At 41.7% G+C, this 14970-nt stretch carries 10 protein-coding genes, 3 tRNA genes, 2 pseudogenes and 1 riboswitch (1 of these 16 cut by a window edge); of the genes and pseudogenes, 3 read left to right on the top strand and 12 right to left on the bottom strand.

Translation table 11 applies throughout. The features are described from left to right. Positions 1-18: 18 nt before the first annotated feature. Positions 19-1749, bottom strand: coding sequence for an ABC transporter substrate-binding protein (locus NYE38_RS04495; RefSeq protein WP_017417309.1), 1731 nt, complete (start codon positions 1747-1749; stop codon positions 19-21). Between the two features lie 2 nt (positions 1750-1751). Next, on the bottom strand, positions 1752-1931 hold the full coding sequence (locus NYE38_RS04490; RefSeq protein ID WP_003155431.1) for an FbpB family small basic protein: 180 nt from the start codon (positions 1929-1931) through the stop codon (positions 1752-1754). Between the two features lie 258 nt (positions 1932-2189). Between NYE38_RS04490 and NYE38_RS04485 the strand changes: the two genes are divergently transcribed. After that, entirely contained in the window at positions 2190-3545 is a 1356-nt protein-coding gene (locus NYE38_RS04485; protein WP_237586972.1) for an FAD-binding oxidoreductase, read from the top strand. A gap of 40 nt (positions 3546-3585) precedes the next feature. Here NYE38_RS04485 and thiC read toward each other — a convergent pair whose 3' ends face one another. Together thiC and NYE38_RS04475 are read right to left on the bottom strand one after the other, a co-directional pair. Further along, positions 3586-5358: a phosphomethylpyrimidine synthase ThiC gene (thiC, locus tag NYE38_RS04480; protein WP_237586971.1), complete on the bottom strand. Its 1773-nt coding sequence runs from the start codon at positions 5356-5358 to the stop codon at positions 3586-3588. A gap of 121 nt (positions 5359-5479) precedes the next feature. Beyond that, positions 5480-5590, bottom strand: a riboswitch (TPP riboswitch). Between the two features lie 68 nt (positions 5591-5658). After that, positions 5659-6351: a Type 1 glutamine amidotransferase-like domain-containing protein gene (locus NYE38_RS04475; protein WP_025650301.1), complete on the bottom strand. Its 693-nt coding sequence runs from the start codon at positions 6349-6351 to the stop codon at positions 5659-5661. An 88-nt stretch (positions 6352-6439) separates the two neighbouring features. Between NYE38_RS04475 and NYE38_RS04470 the strand changes: the two are divergent. Then, positions 6440-6709: pseudogene (locus tag NYE38_RS04470) on the top strand (spore coat protein); the annotation flags it as partial. Here NYE38_RS04470 and NYE38_RS04465 read toward each other — a convergent pair. Next, positions 6663-6860, bottom strand: a complete 198-nt coding sequence (locus NYE38_RS04465; protein ID WP_017417306.1) for a hypothetical protein — start codon at positions 6858-6860, stop codon at positions 6663-6665. The pseudogene NYE38_RS04470 and the gene NYE38_RS04465 sit on opposite strands and share 47 nt — an antisense overlap. A gap of 151 nt (positions 6861-7011) precedes the next feature. On the opposite strand from NYE38_RS04465, the pseudogene NYE38_RS04460 reads away from it, so the two are divergent. Continuing rightward, positions 7012-7327: pseudogene (locus tag NYE38_RS04460) on the top strand (sporulation protein); the annotation flags it as partial. Between the two features lie 270 nt (positions 7328-7597). Here the strand turns inward: NYE38_RS04460 and NYE38_RS04455 are convergent. The 7 genes from NYE38_RS04455 to NYE38_RS04425 form a co-directional block, all read right to left on the bottom strand. Then, complete coding sequence (locus NYE38_RS04455; RefSeq protein ID WP_017417305.1) at positions 7598-10813, bottom strand: AAA family ATPase; 3216 nt, start codon at positions 10811-10813, stop codon at positions 7598-7600. Continuing rightward, on the bottom strand, positions 10794-11501 hold the full coding sequence (locus tag NYE38_RS04450; RefSeq protein WP_017417304.1) for a hypothetical protein: 708 nt from the start codon (positions 11499-11501) through the stop codon (positions 10794-10796). The genes NYE38_RS04455 and NYE38_RS04450 overlap by 20 nt, the downstream gene beginning before the upstream one ends. Continuing rightward, positions 11449-12870 (bottom strand): hypothetical protein, encoded by a 1422-nt coding sequence (locus tag NYE38_RS04445; RefSeq protein WP_017417303.1) that lies wholly within the window; start codon positions 12868-12870, stop codon positions 11449-11451. The genes NYE38_RS04450 and NYE38_RS04445 overlap by 53 nt, the downstream gene beginning before the upstream one ends. Further along, complete coding sequence (locus NYE38_RS04440) at positions 12846-14159, bottom strand: hypothetical protein (RefSeq protein ID WP_223255056.1); 1314 nt, start codon at positions 14157-14159, stop codon at positions 12846-12848. Before NYE38_RS04440 ends, NYE38_RS04445 begins: the two co-directional genes overlap by 25 nt. Positions 14160-14482: 323 nt before the next feature. Then, positions 14483-14564, bottom strand: a tRNA-Leu gene (locus NYE38_RS04435). A gap of 245 nt (positions 14565-14809) precedes the next feature. After that, a tRNA-Leu gene (locus NYE38_RS04430) sits at positions 14810-14898 on the bottom strand. 7 nt (positions 14899-14905) lie between these two features. Then, positions 14906-14970 (bottom strand) — tRNA-Cys (locus NYE38_RS04425); it runs 6 nt beyond the window's last position.

Raw genomic sequence — 14970 nt, 5'->3', positions numbered from 1 at the left:
GTATTTTGCCCAACCGTTCTATTGAATTGAGACATTTGAGACATTTGAGAGACTTGAACTGATTCCAGAATAATTGTCAGGCTCAAGCCCTTTTATTTTTCCGCTGACCGCCCTTGCGCTCTGACGGTAATGAATCAGAATGTAAGGCGGGTTTTCCCCGAGCTCCCGGTACAGCTGGTGATAAATCTCTTTTCTTTTGCTGATATCAAGCGTGCCGGCTCCTTTCTCTATCAGCCGGTCCGCTTTCGGATTGGAATATCCCGTTACATTATTGGGATGGCCGGAAGCCAGCTTTTCCACCGTGTCATTCGGATCAAGAATCTGCGAGGTGGAAACGGCGGCAAGGTCGTATTGTTTGTCATTTATTTTCGCTACTTCTGTATTAAAATCCATGACTTCCGGTTTTAATGAGATTCCGATGTCCGCGTAATTTTCTTTCGCGATCGGGATGAAATCATCATCCGCTTTAGACGTGTAATAGCTGATTTCAAGCTTTTTGCCGTTTTTTTCACGTACACCGTCTTTGCCCGTTTTCCAGCCTGCATCATCGAGAAGCTTTTTGGCTTTTTCAGGGTTAAACGCGTACCGATTGACACCTTTGTCATCATAAGCCCACGAAACCGGAGACACCGGAACATTCGCGACCTCTCCGTAGCGTTTAAAGCGGACATCGACGATTTTTTGACGGTCAAGTCCATAAATAAGCGCCTGGGACACTTTCTTATCTTGAAAAGGCGGACGCTTGTGATTGACGTACACAAGCCCGTAATCATTCACGACAGATACGCTTATATTGGCAAAACCGAGACTTTTTAAATGCTGAACCGTATCATCATCAGGTGAGAAAGAAGCGTAATCAAGGTCACCCGTTTCAAACAGCTGAAGAGAAGTTGACGGATCGATAATTTTATAAATCAGCTTTTCCGTTTTCGGTTTTCCGGCATAATAGTGTTCATTAGCCTGATAACGTATTTCCTGTCCCGGAAGGTATTCTGTAAATTGATAAGGTCCCGCTCCGAGCGGTTTGGCATAAAGCTCTTTTAAATAGTCCAGTTTGCCGAATTGATATTTCTTCCCGTAGTAGGCTTCTGACAGCACCTGCCCGCCTAAAAGAAGCAGCGACTTCGCACTGACTTTCTCAGTCGTGATTTGAATGGTTCTGTCATCAAGGACGCGTATGCCCTCTATCGTCTTTGCCTTTCCTTCTTTGTAAGCCTTGCCGCCTTTAATATAGGCCGTGGTGATATCTTCATAGCCCGCGTATGCAGGATCATGCAGCAGTGTTAAAGTGAATGCGGCATCCTTTGCGGTCAGCGGTGAACCGTCGCTGAAAACGAGATTTTTTCTTAAACGGAACGTGTATGTAAGCTGATCTTTGGAAATTTTCCAGCTTTCCGCAAGAGCCGGGGCAGGCTTCCCCGTTTTATCCAGTTTGACTAACGGTTCAAAAATAGGATCTGTCGCATTTCCGTCCCAGCCGTTTTCGTAAAAGTACGGCAGAAACACACCGCCCGGCGCGGAAATCCCAGCAACAAAAGTGTCAGTTCTGGCTTTCGATTTAGCGGGAATCGCCGCCGGATGAGAAGCTTTAAATTCCTTTGTCTTGACATGGGCAATACGTGTTTCTTCCTTTTTATCCGCCGCAGATGACGGTTCTTCTCCGGCACTCCCGAACGCGCACCCTGATAACATGATGGATACCGACAGCGCGAGTACCGTTGTTTTTATCCTCCATTTTCTATCCTTCATCTTTATCGAACCCCCGCATGCTTTTCATCTATCTTTATATAAATCTGCTCCATCTGTTCCTCATTTCTCATAATCTCCCGTTTGTTTTTCTCTACAAGCAGTTCGAAATTCAATGTGTGTTTTCTGTACTTTTTTCGTTTTTTGCTCTTTTTGCGCACATGTGATACCTTTTTTAACGCCACTTTTCATCCCTCCGCTTTTCATTTCATTCATGACTTTCACGCAAAAAAGGCCCTTATCTGTTTAAAAGATAAGAGCCTTCGGTGATCCGATCAGCCATCGTTTGGAAATATGTAATGATTATGTTAATTCATACAATCCCTACCTGTCAACTATAATTTAAAATATCGTTTCCTTCCGGGGGTTTTCCTCATACACACTCTCATTTTTCCGCATATGCTAGAAAACATAGCAGAGTACAAGTGAAAGTGAGTGAGAATGTGGAAAAGACAACATTAACCGGTCGCATCGTCAAAAAAGATGACCCGGACTATAATGCTGCAAGAACCAATATCAATTTAAGCCTGCAAAGATATCCAGACATCATTGTGTTTTGTCAAAATAAACATGACGCCCTCAATGCGCTGAGATGGGCGCGTGAGAACAATGTGCCTTTCCGTATCAGAGGCGGAAGACACAGCTACGAAAATTTTTCCCTGTTAAATAACGGACTAGTCATTGATCTCAGTCAAATGAAGAAAATAAGAGTAAATGAGGATACGCGGCTGGTCTCGATTGAAGCGGGAGCCGAATTGGGGGAAGTCTACCGGACACTCTGGCGGTACGGCTTGACCCTTCCTGCGGGGACCATTGCGAATGTGGGAATCACGGGGCTGACGCTCGGGGGAGGAATCGGATATTTAACAAGGACAGCCGGACTTACTTGCGATCGTCTCCTCCAGCTCGAAATGATCATAGCGGACGAAAAAGCGGGTGCTGACTTGATCACAGTCAACCGCTCAAAGCACTCTGATCTATTTTGGGCGTCTCAGGGCGGAGGGGGAGGCAACTTCGGCATTGTCACATCCATGATGTTTAAAGCCGTGCCGATCTCGTGCGTTTCTGTTTTTTCTGTCACTTGGGGCTGGGATGATTTTGAGGAAGTATTTAACACATGGCAGCGCTGGGCTCCATTTACAGACAACCGGCTTACCTCATCCATTCAGTTTTGGCCTAAGGAAGTAAACCGCATAGAAGCGCTCGGTCAATTTACCGGGACAAAGGATGAGCTGAAAGAACTGCTGGCTCCGTTAATGAAAGCGGGAAAACCGGCAAGCGGCATGGTCAAGACAGTGCCATTTATTAAAGCGGCAGCCTTTTTTAACAGCCCGGGAGGCAATCAGCCGCAAAAGATGAAGCGGTCAGGATCCTTTATTGAAAAACCATTATCTTCACGCGCGATTTCCACTTTAAAGCGCTATTTAGAGCACGCTCCGAACGAAAACGCCAGTGTCTGGCAGCAGTCTCTCGGCGGGGCGGCCGGACGGATCGCTCCGGACCAAACGGCATTCTACTATCGCAACGCAATCATTGCCCAAGAATATATTACAACTTGGACATCTGCTGAAGAAGAAAGACAAAGTGTCCGCTGGATCGAAGGACTGAGAACGTCCCTATCAAGAGAAACGATGGGAGATTACGTGAATTGGCCTGATAGAGAAATCAGAAACTGGCTGCAAACATATTACGGAGAAAATGTTCACCGCCTCCGTCAAGTCAAAACGAAATACGATCCGGAAAATATATTCCGATTTGAGCAGAGCATTCCGCCGCTTCGCCGTTCACCGTTTTTCTAAAAAAGATGAAGATGGGCAAACTCCATCTTCATCTTTTCTTTTATTGATATAAGCGGCTTCCCTTCTCCGCAAACTCTTTTGCTTTTTCTTTCAGCCCTTCATTGACGGCCTCGTCTTCAGTAAGTCCGTTTTCCTTCGCATAATCACGAATATCCTGAGAAATTCTCATGCTGCAGAACTTGGGACCGCACATCGAACAGAAGTGAGCCGTTTTTGCGCCTTCAGCCGGCAGCGTTTCATCATGATATTCGATTGCTCTTTCAGGATCAAGCGACAAATGAAATTGATCACGCCACCGGAATTCAAACCGCGCCTTAGACAGAGCATCGTCACGGATCTGTGCACCTGGATGCCCTTTAGCAAGGTCTGCGGCATGTGCTGCGATTTTGTACGTAATGACGCCTTCTCTTACATCATCACGATTCGGCAGCCCCAAATGCTCCTTCGGCGTGACATAGCAAAGCATCGCCGTCCCGTACCAGCCGATCATCGCCGCGCCGATTGCTGAAGTAATGTGGTCATAACCCGGAGCGATATCCGTCGTTAATGGCCCGAGCGTGTAAAAAGGGGCCTCTTTACAAATTTCCAGCTGCTTGTCCATGTTTTCCTTAATTTTATGCATCGGCACATGACCCGGTCCTTCGATCATCACTTGCACATCGTGCTTCCACGCGATCTCCGTCAATTCTCCGAGAGTCTCCAATTCCGCAAACTGCGCCTCATCATTGGCATCCGCAATCGAACCGGGGCGAAGCCCGTCACCAAGTGAAAAAGCGATATCATAGGTCTTCATGATTTCACAAATTTCTTCAAAATGCGTGTACAGAAAGCTTTCCTGATGATGAGCCAGGCACCATTGCGCCATAATCGCCCCGCCGCGGGATACGATTCCCGTCGTGCGTTTGGCCGTTAACGGGACGTAACGAAGCAGTACGCCGGCATGGATGGTAAAATAATCCACACCCTGCTCCGCCTGCTCAATCAATGTGTCACGATAAATGTCCCACGTTAAATCCTCGGCAATGCCATTCACTTTTTCAAGCGCCTGATAAATCGGCACCGTCCCCACAGGCACGGGACAGTTGCGGATAATCCATTCACGCGTCGTATGAATGTCTTTTCCCGTGGATAAGTCCATCATCGTATCGGCGCCCCAGCAAATCGCCCACGTCATTTTTTCGACTTCTTCTTCGATAGAAAATGTAACAGCCGAGTTGCCGATATTTGCATTAATTTTCACATGAAAATTCCGGCCGATAATCATCGGCTCGCTTTCCGGGTGGTTGACGTTAGAAGGAATAATCGCCCGTCCGCTCGCCACCTCTTCCCTGACAAATTCGGGAGACACATGCTCGCGAATTGCGATAAACTCCATTTCCGGCGTAATGATGCCTTTTCTCGCATAATGCAATTGTGTTACATTTTTCCCCGGCTTGGCCCGAAGCGGTTTCCGCTGTAGGCCGGGGTATTCGGCGGCACGGCCCTCTTTTTTATAGCCGTTGTCTTCAGGTCTCACGGTCCGGCCGTTATATTCCTCTACATCTCCGCGCCCGGTAATCCACTTTGTGCGGAGCGCCCCCAGCCCTTCATGAATATCAATCTGTACATCCGGGTCTGTATACGGCCCGCTCGTATCATAAACACGGACCGGCGCATTCTCCTCTTCCCCGAATGCCCCCGTAGTCGCACTCAGGCTGATTTCCCGCATCGGCACTCGTATATCGGGCGAAGAACCTTCTGCATAAACCTTTTTACTGCCGGAAAAACTCGACATAATGGAAATGTTCGCTTGCTGTACTGATTGATTTTGCATACAAATCTCTCCTTTATCATTTGAATAACAGAACCAAGCTCAGCACCAGCACAAAAAAACCGGGTTCAAAGAAGAACCCGGTTTTGCAGTCAGAAAGAAACTATTATTGTTTTCTTCAACAATAATAAAACCTCTACTTCCCCACGCTGGTACGAACCAGATCAGGTCCAAAGGGTTAAGAAGCCGCCGCTTCTCTCTCAGCCCGCTCAGACGGGCACCCCCAGTAACTATTGATTTCGGACTCATCGTAACATAAAGCCAATCGAAAAAAAAGAGGAATATAGAAAATATTCAGCTAATTCAACCCAAATATTTGACAGGCAGCGGGATTTCAGATATCCCATGTTCACCCCTCATCACCTGATATGCCTTTGCGTACGGTCTTGAACTCACTGTCTGAAACAGCTGATCATTTATGAAATGAAGAGCCGCTCCATCGTCCGCCGCATAGCCGCCGCACAAGAATTCTTTAGATATCAGCTGATGATATATCGGTCTTCGGTCTTTTTCACCGTCATAATGAGGACAAAAGCTCCCTTGCAAAAAACCTAAACTTTCCATACTGGTCAGCGGCCCGGCTGAATCTGTCACTCCTTCTTCAAACCAGCAGATTGCACCCGCGCTTAATCCGGCTAACACCACACCGCTCTTCCATGCTTCTCTCAGAATAAGATCCAATCCCCACTCCTTCCACAACACAAGCATATTCCGCGTATTTCCCCCGCCGACATAAATCACGTCCTTTTCCATTAGAAACGAAGCTAAATCTGTTGACGGCGGCTTAAACAGCGATAAATGAGACGGCACACAATCAAGTGTTTGAAATGCACGATAAAACCGCTGAATATAGTTTTGGGAATCCCCGCTCGCCGTCGGCAAAAAACAAATACGAGGCGACTTTCGCTCTGATTGCTTGATGACATATTGATCGAGGGATAAATTTTCCGGCTCCATCGAGAATCCTCCGCCGCCCATCGCAATAATCTGTTTCATCATCCCGCTCCCCCCGGAAAATTTGTTATTCATTATAGCAGTTGTATACATGCAGAGATAAGTATTTTCTTAACAGACCAGCGTAAAAAAGTATACTGCCGCAATAACAGAAACCGCAAATCCCAGCCTTAGAACAGCGTTGCATGATCAATTAGATGCAGCTGTTCATCTGCATAGAGAACTGTCAGAACTCCTGTTGGGAAAAGGTTGGCTCCTGGATAAACAATTTCAGACCGATTCGCTTTTATCTTGCAGAGACTGTAACAAAGTCATACAAAAAAGACGATGTCTTGAGACCCCGTCTCTTTGTTTTATTGCTCCACTCTTCTTAAAGCCTCATTTATCGTTTCTTTTATAATCGCGTCTTCACCGCTTAATCGCTCTAAATTGAGATCGCCGTTTCTCAGCCTTTCAGAAATATTGTTTATATCCTCCTCTACCGTAATTTGCAGCTCACCGGCCAAAAACATTCTGTGTAATTCATCAGCAATCATACTTTCTTTATCCATTTAAATCCGCTCCTTTGCTTTCAATATTATTCTTAGTCTGTCCGAAGGCGGACAAATAATAGAAAAAAAGTATGAATCAAATAAATCTTTTTTCCTCCTTCTTACGTATATCTGTTGAGAAAAAGAAAAAGGGGAAAATTTAACATGTCATTTTAAAAAACTTGCGGCAAGTGCAGGAACCGGTGCCGCAAAAGTAGAGACAATTTTAGAGAAAGACGCATATTATCCAGGAGAAGAAGTAAGAGGAACTTGTACATGTCAACGGCGGGAAAATCTCTCAGGACATCCGCTATATTGATTTACAGCTTAACACACGGTACGTCATTGTAAAAGATGATGAAGAGCACTGGAAATACGCTACAATCCATTCTTTCCGGGTCACTGGTTCATTCACCATTCAGCCTGGAGAAGAGCATCAATTTCCGATCTCATTCACCCTCCCTCTTGATACACCGATCACTGTAGGGGATCAAATGTAAAAACCCGTTTCTTATATGAAGAAACGGGTTTTCAATATACCGGCGGACTGTATTCTACGTTATACTCACATTGATGAAAAGCAGCTTCGTTTTGTTGTCAATACGTTCTCTACATCATGTGACGTTTTTGGTAAAATCCCCACAATAGTGTCCGTTCATAAGTAATAAAATTTAAATTGCAAAAATGAGTCTAACCATCTTCCTGAATATTTGTCCAATAGATCCTCTGGCCAACGAGATCATTTCAATTATTGTAAATCATTTTAGCACTTCTTCACTTCTTTTCACCTTAAAGATCTTACTCTGCGGAATATTGGGATTGTGGTGAACAACATATGCTTTAGAAAAACGATATAGGTACTCTGCTTCATGAGACTTAGGAGTTAAGATTATCATTTTCCGCTGTAGTTCCTGTTCATATAACTCAAACACTTTATCTTTACGTCCTTCATCGAGTGCACTATCAAACTCGTCGAGTACGATATAGCCTGGTGTTGCTTGAATCGTTTGTAATAATGCCAAAGCAAATAGTAAGGAACTAAGAGACTCTTCCCCACCAGATACCCCTTTTCCTACTTTGCCGCCTCTTGCTTTAACACTTACATCCTCTAATTTTCCTCGATGTCCTTCTTTACGTGCTTTAATATATAAAGCATAGTGAATTTGATGACGTCGGTCTGTCCTCATATCCCAATCTATCTCCCCTTGAAAGCCAAACAGAGACATATAATTGACAAACTTTTGATTAACACCAATAACTTTACTATTAATTGTACTTTCTAAGTCTTCTTTTAGACGTTCCATACGCTCTGTATATTCCTCTAACAATAGTTTGGATGTCTTCACTTCTGTTGCGGAACGATCATACTCTTCTTTCATTTTTTGATAATTTTCTGGAGCAGCTTCATCAATCCCTGTTTCATTTGCTGCATGAGAGTATTTAATTTTTCCACTTTCTCGCATGTCTTCTGCCTCAGATTTAGTTACATTAGGTAGTTCTGTAAGCTCTAATGCAAAATCTTTTAATTCCTGTTTTACAGAATCTAATAACCTTTGGATGTCATGTTTGATTGTTGAATAGTTCTCTTCATTCGTTAAATATTCTTCAGACCGATGTTTGATTTGCCTTTCTATTGACTCAATTTCTCGGTCTTTGTACAGGAGGCTATCGTCCAAATCCTCTAAGTCCCGATTTAATTTCTTTTCTTCACGTCGCTTCTCATCTAAAAGAGAACCAAGTTGTTCTAACTGTGCATTTTTATTATTCTTCTCTTCTTCTAACTCAATTAAGTATTGCTTCAATTGGCGTACTTCTGTTATTTTTCCCTTCTCTTTTTCATACTGAATAAAAATTCCCTGATAGTTTTTAAAGGTTTCTACCTTTTGCTTCCAGTCAGCACGCTCTTCATTGAGCCTATTCCACTCTCCCTGAATCTCATCCCTATTTTCTTCGAGTTCAAGTTTTTCATTACTTAGATTGTAATGCTTACTCTTTCGCCATTCTCGTTCATTTTCTTTTATCAAAAAGGCTTCCGCATCTTTTAAAGATTCACGTCTTCGAAATAGCGTACTATTTCTACGTGTTAATTCATCTATTTCATTGGATAGAATGCTAATGTCATTGCCAACCCGATCAAGCTCATCTTCTACTTGTATTTGATATTTTTTTAAAACTTTTTCACTTAGAATAATCCGCTTTTCCTCTTGAGGACCTCTTATCCCTCTCGCATCGAGAAGTACACCATTTTGAATATGTGGTTTTTCATTTTCAAAAAAGCTCGTAACCCACCACAGTGCTTTTACCGCAAGCGGATAAAGATTATTGCTTAATTTTTCTTTTATCTGCAAATGTTTACCCGGAAGTTGTGTAATTGTTTTTTCCGGAACAATATTTGGCAACGGGACATGGTATAAATCATTTGGCGCATGAAAATCCTTTTGGTTCACAAACAACGTATACTTTATCGTATCAAACAAATCTTCATCATTCGGCTTAGCTGTTTCATCTAATTCAACAAGCTCCCGCAAAGGATAGACTTCTATATTTCGCTTTTTGAAGTATCGGATAGACACTTCCTGACGAGAACTGTAAACGCGATTCATTCTAAGATTTTCTAGTTCTTTTTCTAAATTGTCTTTTTTAATTATAAGTTTCCCTTTTTCATTTTTTGCATTTTCTAGTCGTTGCTCATTAAACTCCATCTCTTCCTGCACAGCTTGACTACTTTTATATGCATCAATAAGTTTACGCACTTCTTGTTCCCTAGCACTGTCTTGGTCAATCTTCACTTTTAGTTCAGCAATTTGCGGGGTTATGTCATCTAATTTTTGTTTATTTCTTTTCAACAACTGTTGCTTTTCTTCCATTAAAGCATCAATAGAATCATACTTTTCCTCCGCATTAACCAAAGCTTCATTTACTTCTTCTTCAGTCATGCCCATTCGTTCTACTCTCTTCGTAATTTCCTCGATTTCGTTTGAGATAGCCTTCACTTTATCATTATAACTTGTTATCTCTTTCTGCAAATGATTGAGCTCATCGACTAGCCCGATTTCACGGGACTCCATTTGAGTGATTGCTGACTGAAACTTTTCATACTTTTCTCTCTGGTCTGCTTGTAAAATTAAATCTTGCTGCTTGTCTGTACTTTTCTCTTCTTTGTCTGCTTTTAGTGTCTCTACTTGACCTTTTAAAGTAGTCATTTGATTAAGATGATGTTTTTCCAACCATTTAAGAGCTGAAAGATACTGCTTGAATCCGTCTTCTAACCGCTCATTTCGATCATAATACCTGTCTAATTCCGTTTTCTTTTGGGTTAACTGGAGTTTGTTAAGACCTTGTTTACTCTCCGCTTCCTGCAAGGTCTGCTCCGTTTCTTTTACAAGTTCTTTGCTTTCTTCCCAGTTTTTCTGGATTCTATCAATACCATTCATTTCACTAAAAATACGGAAGCGTTCTTCTGGATGCATCACTGCAAATTGGTTTACCTCTTTTTGATACCAAATCAAATAAAATTCATCCGGATCAACGGCATATTTATAGAGAATCTGGTTTTTATATTCAGTAAAGTTAAAGTTCCGATCTCCAGAAGAATATTTCGTTTCCCGTTCCCACTTGTCAATGACTTCCCCCTCTTGAATATAAAATTCTCTTTTTACCGGATCACCCGGTTTCTGTTCAATGTCTAATCGAAACTGCACAAACTGCGGCGCATCAACCTTGATTTGCCCATCATTTTTAAACAGCAATTCAATCTTTGCCCGCCACGTTTGGTCTGTTGGAAGGTTGTTTGACTTTAACCCTTCAAGATCGACTTTACTTGAATAAAGAACGCCGCCCATACAAAACGTAACCGTTGATTTTCCAGCACCATTTGGTCCTGATATTAAAATATGGTGATCTTTATCAGAGAAATCCATAACTGTCGGCGTATAATCCCGTATTCCTGAAAATTTAAGTCTCCATGGAATCATTACTTGTGCCTCCATTCATGTTGTAGCGTTTAAAGAACCGTAAGATATCATCCATGTGCAACTGATTCGATTGACTAAACTCGGTGTATCTTCGTAAAAAGGAATTCGAAAACAAATTAGCACCGATAGATGTAAGTTGATAGGCTTCTTCCTCTGAGTTCGTATCATATACTTCAATTGCCCCAATCTTTTTCAGCGGATCCAAGTTAGCTTGAATTTTTCGTGTTACCTGCAATGATTCGTGGCCAAAACTATTAATCAATTGGGAAAAGAGTGTATATTCATTCTGCAGTACTTCTTGGTGATAAAAAATAAACATGAGAATAGCTAGACTTTCTTTATTTAATAGTGTTTTTGCTTGTTTTGCTGGCACGCGCATGAGGGCTACCACTTGATTTCTCCGCTCATCATAAATCACTTTCATATAACGACTAACAGCTTGGTTTACTCGCTTGAGAAAAGAAAAAAATGCTTGATCATCATCTGTAATTCCAATTAGTTTTTCTACTTCCTTACGTGAAAGTCCAAAATTCCCACTTCGAATTGTAGCAGACGATGAGAACAGGATTTGCATAAATGCAAGCTCTTCCTCTGTAGTTAAAAATCCTTTTATCGATTGTAGGGTTGCTAACGGATTAACGTTCGTGATTTCTTCCTCGTTTTCTAATTCCATATGTTCCTTGTTCATCCTCACTCCACCTCCAGTCACGCTGATCGTTGTTATCAGACAGTTTCTTTTTCGCATATTCATCAATGTCAGCTTTTTTATTAGCCACTAGTGCTGAAACACCAATTAATCCGTTGAGTACGTCACTCCATTTGGATGATCCAGACCGAATAATTAGTTCGTCAAGGCCCGCTTCTTCTACTTCCTCCAGATATGCTTCAATCCGCTCTGTGTGTATCATTTGTTTCGTCATTTGCCATTTCGAATCACCCATTATTTCATCCAACTGATCTTCCATTATTTCTTCTGTGCCTGGAAATTCTTCTTCCACTGTTTCCTCTATCTCTTCTGTAATAGGTTCATAGTTTTCGATATAGTTAATTCCCTCATCAATGGCCCTCGGTGATAGCGGGCTGGCAAATTTCACTGGCGCCCATAGACCATCTATTTTTTCGTCCTCGTATTGTCCTTGTTCCATGAAGCTTAGTATTTGATGTGCATTCGGTATTTCAGAACCAAGGGGCGGATCAAACGATTTTACAATGAACGTGCGAAACTCTTCTGGCCGGATTATATGGTTAAAATCCGTTTCTTGTAGGTGGGCGAACTTTAGAATTTTATTAATTGTCCCAAGGCTAATTTTTGTCCCATCACTAATCGCAGCCGTACCTCGTTGTTTTATATCGGAAAACACAAGCTCTTGATCTATTGTTTCAAATTTCTCCATTCGTTCTGCCATTTTACCTTCTAGCTCTGTCATCAGATGATGAATCACTTCTACTTGTGTTAATGCATTTCGGTCTGCTAAATACTCAAGCTCCCTCTCATAGAGAAGCAATACAGCTTCTTCCACGTTTTTAATCATACTAGCAAGCTTATTCCCACCAGAAATTCCTTTATCATCATATGCTTCACTTAGTTCTGCATCTCTTTTTGCTTGAAAGAGAGACCTTGCCACATCATCATTAAGATAATACGCAAGAGAATCATTAGCTAAACGAATCAGTACATCCATCATTCGTTTTCCTACATCCCGCATTTTAATTCGTTTTGCTGTTTTTGCTACCCAATTGAATTTTCCCAAAACGAACACAAGATGTTTCATGTAACCTTGCGTAATTGCTTCATCATAGCCATATACATTGCGATAGCGATAAAATAATGTTCCCTCGTTTTCAATTGGTTCTGCGATACCGAGTGCTTCTTGATTAATAATATTTAACACTCGGAGGAAACGAAGTACGTGGATTGGTGACTGAAAATACTCCTTATCACTTAATTCCGTTAATACACCCGAAAGTTGTGCAATATCACGCATCGATTGTAGCAGCTCAGGTTTATCATCTGTAACATCAAAGATCGAAATTAATGATTGATCCACTTTTTCCACAGCTCTGCTCCTCCAATTTCTTGTTCCTGCTCTTCTTTCCTCATTTGTATGGATTGTTGGTATTTGTTTGCAAAAGTTTCCCATTCAGTCACCACGGTTAATGGTGGTACTATCCACTTTGTTAGGACATGTTCATCCTGTGTTAACTTATATAATTGCTCGGCAATCAGATAACCTGCTTTATCAACGTCGGTCCAAATAATAACTTGACTGACACACGTTACTACTTGCGAAATTAGTAGTCTATGTGCAGACCTAACTTGTCCATCCACACCCAATACAAAGCTTTTCGTACCTCTTAAAAATTCTTCCTCGTAGGCCATACGTGTTAACACGCCTCTATTTTCAACCAGCCACAACACATCTGCTTTCGTATTAAACGTCTCCGAAAAAACAGCTAGATCTGTTGTTGCGTGGACAGTACCATAACGATAATCCACGTAGTCCCCTTGCATTGGCCCAGTAAAAAACAATGGTGTAATTGTCCCCATACTTGCCAGACCTAACAATTGAATTGGGCGATGAAGGAGGTTTTCTGTTTCTTCAATAAATTCCTTTTTATAAGCATCAAACTGCTTTGATCCACCTATCATCCGATAGTAGGTAGCACCTATTTGCTTCCAATCAAAATGTTTTTCCGTACATGCCAGTTGGTATAAAGCAATCAAAAAATGTAGAAATACTACTTGTTTCCTTAAACGCCAAGAAGGATGAATACTCTTAATTAATTTTGCCTCTCCAGCTAAAACCCTTTCTGTCTCACTTGCAATTTCATCTATGTGCTTGGCTAATAGGGAAACAACATCTGCGCGCTGGTCTTGTTCAAAACCTGGCACATCGCTACGCCTGGCAACTTCCCACTGCTTATTCCAATCAAGTATCCAGTTTCTACTCTCCTTTTCTGCTTCAGCTTCTGCCTTTAAGCTCAGTTGATAAAGTATAAAGCCCATTCGATATCGTTCTGTTTTTACTGTTCTCTCATCTTTTTCTAAACGAATTTCACGAATTATCCACCCAAAACGAATCCATTCATAGGTTTCATCAGAAAGATCAACCTGCTTTTTCGTATTCGGACTTTTAAAACTGTTGGTTAGTTTTGTTGGAATTTTATCTATTCCCTGTAAGTCCGTATTAATCCCAACCATTAGCCTTGCAACAGTCCTTCTTGTTCTCGCCGTTCGCTTAATTACCGGTATATGAATAATGCCGTTCTCTTCCGATGCGTCACTAACATGTAAACTCTCATTTTTTAATACAATATGGTATTGCAAATAATCTTGTAACTCCACAGAAACCAAGGTACAAACCCCCTCTATTATTCCTTTATTTTACCATGGGTCTAGGTGGTAGCACGATGGGGTAGGAAGGGAATATTAGGAATTCACTTAATGGTAAGTCGTAACCTTTATTTGAACGAATATCCTTCATCTCATCCATTTCTTCACTTCCATTATTTTATCCATCGGCGCAAACACATTTATGTAAATTAAAATTTTCAATACTAATTCTTTTATACTTATAATAGATCTTTTAACTATAACAAAAATAGACAGGGAATTACTCCCTGTCTATTTCGATAATAGTATTTAATAAATTGTGTACTTAGATTGTATACCGGTGGCCGGGGTCGAACCGGCACTCCAGAAGGAACACGATTTTGAGTCGTGCGCGTCTGCCAATTCCGCCACACCGGCATGTAATGCGTCGTGTTCAACCGACGTATATAAATATAACATGTATTTCATAAAACGTCAACGGTTTTAGCAAAGTTTTTTAAATGGTAATGCAGTATATACGATACAAACAAGAAACTTATATTGATAGTCATTACGTTTTTATTATATAAAAAAAGTGATCTGCAATATGCAAATCACTCTCATATATGTTTTATAATGTGAAAACTGATGACCAATTTAACATAGTTCGTTCAAAGTTAAATTGGTGCCGAGGGCCGGACTTGAACCGGCACGGTAGTCACCTACCGCAGGATTTTAAGTCCTGTGTGTCTGCCAATTCCACCACCCCGGCAATAGAAAGGCGACACCCGGATTCGAACCGGGGATAAAGGTTTTGCAGACCTCTGCCTTACCACTTGGCTAT

This window comes from Bacillus sp. EU63 (assembly GCF_038592915.1).
Lineage (GTDB): Bacteria > Bacillota > Bacilli > Bacillales > Bacillaceae > Bacillus > Bacillus velezensis.
Note: the sequence above shows the minus strand (reverse complement) of the source record. Positions and strands in the feature narration are given on the sequence as shown.

Coding starts and splice junctions, on each gene's coding strand:
- NYE38_RS04495 (WP_017417309.1), bottom strand. CDS start 1,749: ATGAAGGATAGAAAATGGAGGATAAAAACAACGGTACTCGCGCTGTCG.
- NYE38_RS04475 (WP_025650301.1), bottom strand. CDS start 6,351: ATGAAACAGATTATTGCGATGGGCGGCGGAGGATTCTCGATGGAGCCG.
- thiC (WP_237586971.1), bottom strand. CDS start 5,358: ATGCAAAATCAATCAGTACAGCAAGCGAACATTTCCATTATGTCGAGT.
- NYE38_RS04450 (WP_017417304.1), bottom strand. CDS start 11,501: ATGAACAAGGAACATATGGAATTAGAAAACGAGGAAGAAATCACGAAC.
- NYE38_RS04465 (WP_017417306.1), bottom strand. CDS start 6,860: ATGGATAAAGAAAGTATGATTGCTGATGAATTACACAGAATGTTTTTG.
- NYE38_RS04455 (WP_017417305.1), bottom strand. CDS start 10,813: ATGATTCCATGGAGACTTAAATTTTCAGGAATACGGGATTATACGCCG.